At 46.1% G+C, this 7,879-nt stretch carries 6 protein-coding genes; 5 read left to right on the top strand and 1 reads right to left on the bottom strand.

Annotation, left to right across the window (positions count from 1 at the left end):
- The 4 genes from asd to AB4653_RS09885 all read left to right on the top strand — a co-directional run.
- Positions 1 to 678, top strand: a 678-nt coding sequence (gene asd / locus AB4653_RS09900) for an archaetidylserine decarboxylase (protein ID WP_372104023.1), incomplete at its 5' end; no start/stop codon positions are given.
- A 321-nt stretch (positions 679 to 999) separates the two neighbouring features.
- A complete protein-coding gene (locus AB4653_RS09895) occupies positions 1,000 to 2,415 on the top strand; it encodes a DASS family sodium-coupled anion symporter (protein ID WP_009847912.1) in 1,416 nt (471 codons plus the stop codon).
- Positions 2,416 to 2,706: 291 nt separating this feature from the next.
- A complete protein-coding gene (locus AB4653_RS09890; protein WP_009847913.1) occupies positions 2,707 to 4,587 on the top strand; it encodes a methyl-accepting chemotaxis protein in 1,881 nt (626 codons plus the stop codon).
- Positions 4,588 to 4,747: 160 nt separating this feature from the next.
- On the top strand, positions 4,748 to 5,635 hold the full coding sequence (locus AB4653_RS09885; protein WP_009847914.1) for a DMT family transporter: 888 nt from the start codon (positions 4,748 to 4,750) through the stop codon (positions 5,633 to 5,635).
- A gap of 33 nt (positions 5,636 to 5,668) precedes the next feature.
- On the opposite strand, the gene epmA is transcribed toward AB4653_RS09885, so the two are convergent.
- On the bottom strand, positions 5,669 to 6,640 hold the full coding sequence (gene epmA, locus AB4653_RS09880; RefSeq protein ID WP_009847915.1) for an elongation factor P--(R)-beta-lysine ligase: 972 nt from the start codon (positions 6,638 to 6,640) through the stop codon (positions 5,669 to 5,671).
- Between the two features lie 484 nt (positions 6,641 to 7,124).
- Here epmA and AB4653_RS09875 point away from each other — a divergent pair.
- Positions 7,125 to 7,879, top strand: a 755-nt coding sequence (locus AB4653_RS09875; RefSeq protein ID WP_372104019.1) for an FAD-binding protein, incomplete at its 3' end; no start/stop codon positions are given.

Raw genomic sequence — 7,879 nt, 5'->3', positions numbered from 1 at the left:
GAAGGTGACTCTGTTATTGTTCACCCTGCTGATGCACGTGTAAGTCAGTTTGGCCCAATTACTGATGGTCAACTGATTCAAGCTAAAAACCATAACTACTCAGCACGTGAGTTGCTTGGTGGTGATGCAGACCTAGCCGATGAGTTTAAAGACGGTGAATTCGCAACGCTTTACTTGTCGCCAAGTGATTATCACCGTGTGCACATGCCATGCGACGGCACACTGCGTCAGATGATCTACGTTCCCGGAGACCTGTTCTCAGTTAACCCGCTAACGGCAGAGAACGTTCCAAACCTATTCGCACGTAACGAGCGTGTGGTTTGTATCTTTGATACTGAGTTTGGCCCAATGGCACAAGTGCTGGTTGGTGCAACTATCGTAGGTAGCATCGAGCAAGTATGGGCTGGCACCATCACGCCACCTCGCGGTAACTCGGTTTACAAGTGGGATTACCCAGCACAAGGTGATAAATCTATTATCTTGAAGAAAGGCGAAGAGATGGGTCGCTTCAAGCTTGGTTCAACGGTTATCAACCTGTTTGCTAAAGATGCAATCAAGTTTGACGACACTATGCAGAATGGTGAGAAAACCGTTCTAGGCACTCCTTTCGCGCACATTGCGGGTAAAGACGTTGAGACTGAAGCTGTTGATTCAGCAGAGAACACTGACCAAGCTTAACGATCTGAGTTAACTCATTTAGTTTTAAAGGCGCGTTACTTTTTCTATATCAGAGAAGAACGCGCCTTTTTCTTAACTCTACCAATTCGTTTCCTACTCAAGCTCTAACAACCCAAGCTTTCAAACCTCAATCCTCACCCCCTGCCCAGCCACCTGCGGCTTCTCACTCTTGCCTCTAATTGCCCAGATAAAATATTGACCAAAAGCAAAACAACTGTCGAAACCTTAAACAACTTTTCGATTTTACAACCCGTCTCCAAGTACCAAAAATCCAGATAACTTACTCTATTTGAAGATATTTTATTTATAGGGTCTTTGTACATGCCTAAACTCAATGTTGGCGTTCTGGTCAAGCTGTTGATTTGTTTTGCGATTCCCTTAGGCGTGTTATTCATGCCGATAGATTCAATACCAATCGATGATCTCACGCTGATTCAACATCGCTTGTTGGCAATATTCTTGTTGGCCGCTCTACTGTGGGTGCTTGAACCTGTTCCGGTATTCGCCACTTCAATTTTGATCATTGCGCTTGAACTGGTGATGATATCTGACAAAGGTTTACACCTATTTAGAAATCCACCAACGGGGCACGATCTCGGTGAGTTAATCAAATATACCGACATCTTCGGTGCATTTTCGTCACCGATCATCATCCTTTTCATGGGTGGTTTTGCTCTTGCGATATCCGCATCCAAGTATGAACTCGATAACAACCTAGCTCGAGTGCTGCTCAAACCATTCGGTACAGAACCGCGCTTTATCATGCTAGGTTTAATGCTGATCACCGCCGTGTTCTCAATGTTCATGTCAAATACCGCAACCACGGTTATGATGCTGGCCCTGCTCGGCCCTATTGTGGCTTCGGCACCCAAAGGCGATATGGGGATTAAGGCGCTCGTATTGTGTATTCCAATTGCTGCCAACACCGGTGGTATAGCGACACCCATCGGTACACCGCCCAATGCCATCGCACTACAATACCTAACCGGTGAAAACACCATCGACTTCCTCAGCTGGATGATGATGGGCTTACCCTTTGTGATCATCCAACTCACCATCGCTTGGTTTCTCCTACAAAAACTCTTCCCTTCTAAAGAAAGAAATATGGTCCTCAAGCTTGATGGACAATTTAAAAAGAGCTGGCGAGCGATCGTGGTTTACATCACCTTCGCTGCGACAATCTTATTGTGGATGACCACCAAACTGCATGGCATGAACACTTATGTGGTCTCTATCATTCCACTGGCTGTTTTTACTCTCACTGGCATCATGGGCAAAGAAGAACTCAAGCTGATTAACTGGGATGTGTTGTGGCTGGTTGCGGGTGGTATAGCGATTGGGATTGGCTTGGATAAAACAGGCTTAGCCGCTGCACTCGCACACGCGATTGATTATGAATCGCTCTCGCCGACTGCAGTGGTACTAACGCTGTCTATCGTGTGTTGGCTAATGGCTAATTTCATGTCGAACACAGCTACCGCAAACTTGCTGATGCCGATAGCAGCTGCGATTGGCGCTTCTATGGAAAGCCTAGTAGCAATTGGAGGCTTACAAGGCTTGCTGGTTGTGGTCGCCTTCTCGGCATCGCTCGGGATGATTCTTCCAGTATCGACGCCACCAAACTCGCTGGCTTACTCAACTGGGCTTATCGAAAGCAAAGATATGGCGAAGATGGGTATCATCTTAGGGATTGTCGGCTTACTGATGGTCTACCTCGCGCTGTTTATTATCACTTAGCACGTCAATGCCTCCCTTCCGTCCAGCTAGTAATCGTGACCTCGCTAGCTGGCGGGCCACCAGATTTTAACCAATAAGATAAATCCTGATAACAATTAACACCTTAGCAGCAACCAATTGTGATTCCACTTCACTGTTTATTAAAAATAATCATATATATATTTAAATTATGATTTTCAACACGTTTCGAACTTTAAATATAACGACACTAGACACCTAGCAGAGACACATCCGTTCGCAATCCAACGCGTCGCTGTCATTAGCCTTTTATCCAAGAAGGAGGGATAAACCTTGAGACATACTATTAAGTTCAAAATTCAGATCGCTATCGCGGTTATTATTGCCGTCGTAAGTGGCGCTCAAGCTTGGATATCTGTTAATCAGCTTACTCAAGAAACTGAAGTCGCGATCAACCAACAGGTGAAAAACGTGAGTGTTGGTACGACGAACTACATTGCCGATTGGTTATCAATCCGCAGTGATATGATGCTTGCCAATGAATCGACCATTTCAAGCAATAGCAACTCTGATCGCGAGTTATTGATCACCAAGCAAGCCGGGCAATTCTTGTCTGTTTATGCAGGATTCAGTGATGGCAGTATAGCTTATGGCGACAAGGCTGAGGATTGGCCAGCAGACTACGACCCACGATCCCGCCCTTGGTATAAAGATGCAAACGCGACATCTGAACTCATCATTACCGAACCTTATCAAGATTTTGACGGCAGCATTGTCATCAGTTTCGCTAAAGCATTTAATGGTGAAAGACAGGGTGTTATCGCGGCAGACTTAACCGTAACCAGCATTATTGATACCGTACTCAATGTAAAACTCGATAATGACGGTTTTGCTTTTTTAGTCGACGGTAATAACAACATCGTCGCCTACAGTGATGAAGAGTTGAGTCAGAAACCACTGACGAATTTGAACCCTGAGCTAACGGTCGACAAAGTATCACAACTGCTCCAAAACCAAATGATCACGACGTTAACTTGGCCTGGTCAAGGCGATAAAATGGTCTACATCGCTAACGTTCCGAATACCGATTGGTCATTGGGTATTGTGATCGATAAAGAAATGGCATTTTCTGCGGTATCCGATGCCATTCAATTTATCACGCTTACCTCTTTGATTTTATACATCGTCATTTCGATTGCGAGCACAATGGTGATTAACCGCTTGCTGCACCCACTGCAAACATTGTCTGAAGCACTGACTCAGCTTGCTCAAGGCAGAGGCGACCTGACTCAGCGTATTGATATCAAGCGCATGGATGAAATTGGCAAACTTGCCGAGCTCGTAAACCAGTTCTTGAGCCAGATGCAAAGCATGCTTAAGGGCGTAATAGAGCACAGTCACGACTTAAACAACCATGCGGAAAAAGCCAATCAACTGGCTACGCAATCTTCGATTCGAGTCGAGAACCAACAAAACGACATCAACCAAATTGCGACTGCGATTCATGAAATGTCCGCCACCGCAGCTGAAGTGGCCAGCCATGCCGAATTAACCGCCTCCGCATCTCAAGCATCCGCTACCGCTTGTAACGAAGGCCAAGAGGTTATCCAACAAAACCGCGATGCGATTACAGGCCTTGCGACTCAGGTTGAAGATGCAGCCAATGTTATTCGTGAATTAGAGAGTAATGCTCAAAGCATCAACCAGATCCTATCCACCATTCAAGGCATTGCCGAACAGACCAACCTGTTGGCATTGAATGCCGCGATTGAAGCCGCTCGTGCGGGTGAACAAGGTCGTGGGTTTGCAGTTGTCGCCGATGAAGTGCGAGTGCTCAGCCAAAGAACGCATGGCTCGACGGAAGAGATCCGCGTGATGATTGATACACTGCAGAAAAATACCGAACATGCCGTTGAAAGCATGACCACCAGCACTCAGTTAGCAGAGAACAGTGTTGGCTTCGCAGAACAAGCTCATGGCAGCCTGACTAAAATCACTCAGGCAATCACTGAAATCAACGATATGGCGCTGCAAATAGCGAGTGCTGCGGAAGAGCAACGCGCGGTCAGCGAAGACATCAGCCGTAATACGCAAGGAATCAAGGATGCCTCTGATGACCTTGCACAGCAAGCTGAAAGCAGTCGCAATAGCTCAAATGAAATGAGTAGCGCTGCCGAGTCGATGCGCCAGGACGTGGAGCGCTTTAAGGTATAGTGCGACTCAAGCAAAGTAAGTGAACCACACCACCGAGCGACAGCTGACATAAACTAATAACTGAAACAAAGTAGTTCTTTCATAAGAATCACTTTGTTCTCAGTTCGGTTTGATGCATATTGATGAGCTAATTTATCCCAGACACAAGGATGTTATTCAGATGGGATTTGAATGGTTAGCTCTAGCTGCCGCTTTTCTTTGGGCTATTGCGAGCCTAATGTCAGTAAAGCCTGCCCAACACTTAGGTTCTTTCGCCTATAGCCGTTGGAGAATGGGTTGTACCGCGATCATCTTATCAAGCATGGCTTGGTTTACCGGAGGTTGGTCAACTGTCGAAGCCAATCTAATCACGCCGATGATGCTATCTGGCCTGATTGGTATATTCATTGGTGATACCGCCCTATTTGCCTGTTTGAACCGAATGGGACCGCGCCAAGCGGGTTTACTGTTCTCTTGCCACGCCGTGTTCTCGGCGATTCTTGGTTACTTCCTGTTTAGTGAAAGTATGACCTCTATTGAGCTGATTGGCTCGGCTTTGGTGTTTAGTGGTGTATTAACTGCGATATTCTTTGGTCGTCGAGGACAAGCCAACAACCAGCTTGAAACCATCAAGGGCACCGTGTGGATTGGTGTCGCACTGGGAATCACCGCAGCGATCTGCCAAGCATTGGGCGGCATCATTGCCAAACCCGTGATGCAAACCAGTATCGACCCTGTTGCCGCTTCTGCCATTCGAATGATCACCGCTTTTGTTGCTCACTCCGCATTTCGTTTAACAGGCGCCAAACTTTCACGCGCACTTAACCCAATGAATAAGCAGATATTCGCGATTACCGCGGTTAATGGTTTTCTAGCGATGGCAGTAGGAATGACGTTGATTTTGTATGCGTTGCAGGAAGGTAATGTCGGTATGGTCGCTCTGTTATCTTCAACTACACCCATCATGTTGTTACCGATACTTTGGCTTTACACCAAGCAGAGACCAAATGCCTACGCTTGGATCGGTGCCATTGTTGCCGTAGTGGGTACTGGGATTCTGGTCAGCTAGCCAAACCGTCAGTAAGACTAGCTGAATAGAGAGCTAAGAACGTGGGAAAGGAAAAGCCGTCACATCATCGATATGGTCATAACCTAACGCCAGCATGATCAGACGGTCGATACCCAAAGCAACACCCGCACAGTCTGGTAAGCCTGCTTTTAATGCCTCAATCAAGTGATGATCAATCGGTTGAGGTGATAAGCCCATCTCAATACGTTTGGCATTATCATCTTCAAAGCGCTTAAGTTGTTCTTGCGGTTTATCTAACTCGTGGAAGCCGTTTGCTAACTCAATTCCTTTGAAATACACCTCAAAGCGATCGGCGACTCGTGAATCGTTTGGATTGATCTTAGCTAACGCTGCTTGCGATGCTGGGAAGTCATACACAAACGCAGGCACCTGCTGGCCTATTTTCGCCTCGACCCCAATACTGAAAAGAAGCTGCAATAACGTATCGCGATCTTGCTCGGGGTCAGCTATGTCGCTGAGCCCTAGTTTCGCAGCTGCTTGCTTTAGCGTATCCATCGAATCTTCCAGCGGACAAACACCTAACACATCAATAAAGGCTTGTTGGTAAGTCATTCGCTCTGCTATGCCTGATTTAAGTACCTGCTGTAACAGCAGATCCATCTCATCCATCAGATCATGATGATCAAAACCAACGCGATACCACTCCAACATAGTGAACTCAGGGTTGTGATAACGGCCATTTTCTTCATTGCGAAAAGATTTACAAATTTGGTAAATACAACCGCTTCCGGCAGCCAACAAGCGTTTCATATGAAACTCTGGGCTAGTCATAAAGAATAGTGGCTGGCCGTGCGCATAACCAGGCCCTACGAATTCAGTTTTGAAGGTATGTAAATGCACATCCGTCACCGTGGCGTGGCTCATCGCAGGCGTATCCACTTCCATCACGTTTCGCTCAACAAAGAACTGACGAATTTGATTAAGGATATCAGCACGTTGCTTTAACTGCTTAATGGTTGCGGCCGGTTGCCATGTAGAGTGCATTATTGAGTTCCATATTACTGAATTCTAGACGACGAAAATTACCACCTTTCATCGCTTTTGTAAGCTTCTATCTTTCTATTCTTGAAAGCGAAATGTTGTTTTAATGAAGCCAGAAAATTACGTTCTACAATACAATTATCAATACAGATTTTACATCCACATTGATAACAAAAATCATACTCAACAAGCCGTTAACACAAGCCCTGTGGGCTAATCGTTATCAACAATTGATTGCCGTGATTGCAGTCACATAACCTATAAATTCTATGCCTCCATATGCACTACCGACCTAAAAACCCAAATGCATCAACTTTTCGAATACCTTCCTCTCTTACACTGAACCTACCACTTAAGGCTTAGGGGTAATAAACGGTTGATGCCGTTTACGTACTATTAATTAGTAAGTAACGCCAATTAGTAAGTACTACCAATAAGCTTTTTATAATAACAAGCGGAATACTCCGCATCACACTGGAGAATAACTGTGAAGACAATTACCACAGATATCGCAGTCATCGGCGCAGGCGGCGCTGGTCTTCGTACAGCAATTGCAGCAGCTGAAGCTAATCCTGAATTGGAAGTTGCACTGATTTCTAAAGTTTACCCAATGCGTTCGCACACGGTGGCAGCAGAAGGCGGTTCAGCAGCGGTAATTAAAGACGAAGATAGCCTAGATAACCACTTCAACGATACTGTTGGCGGTGGCGACTGGCTATGTGAACAGGATGTTGTTGAATACTTTGTTGAAAACTCGACTCGCGAAATGATCCAAATGGAACAATGGGGCTGCCCATGGAGTCGTAAAGAAAACGGTGAAGTAAACGTACGCCGATTCGGCGGTATGAAGGTAGAAAGAACGTGGTTCGCAGCGGATAAAACCGGCTTCCACATGCTTCATACTCTGTTCCAGACTTCGATGAAGTACGACACAATCAAACGATTTGATGAGTACTTTGTGGTGGATTTGCTCGTTGAAGATGGCGAAGTACAAGGCCTAATCGCGATTCACATGTCTGAAGGTGAGCTTGTTACCATCAAAGCAAAATCTGTTGTTCTAGCAACCGGTGGCGCAGGTCGTGTTTACCACTGTAATACCAACGGCGGCATCGTAACTGGCGACGGTATGGCAATGGCTTATCGCCACGGTGTACCACTGCGTGACATGGAGTTCGTTCAATACCACCCAACAGGCCTCCCGGGCACTGGCATCTTGATGACCGAAGGTTGTCGTGGTGAAGG

The sequence above is a fragment of the Vibrio sp. 10N.222.48.A3 genome (assembly GCF_041475345.1).
Classification (GTDB): Bacteria; Pseudomonadota; Gammaproteobacteria; order Enterobacterales; family Vibrionaceae; genus Vibrio; species Vibrio tasmaniensis_A.
The sequence above is the reverse complement of the archived record's forward strand: the minus strand, read 5'-3'. Positions and strand labels throughout refer to the sequence as shown.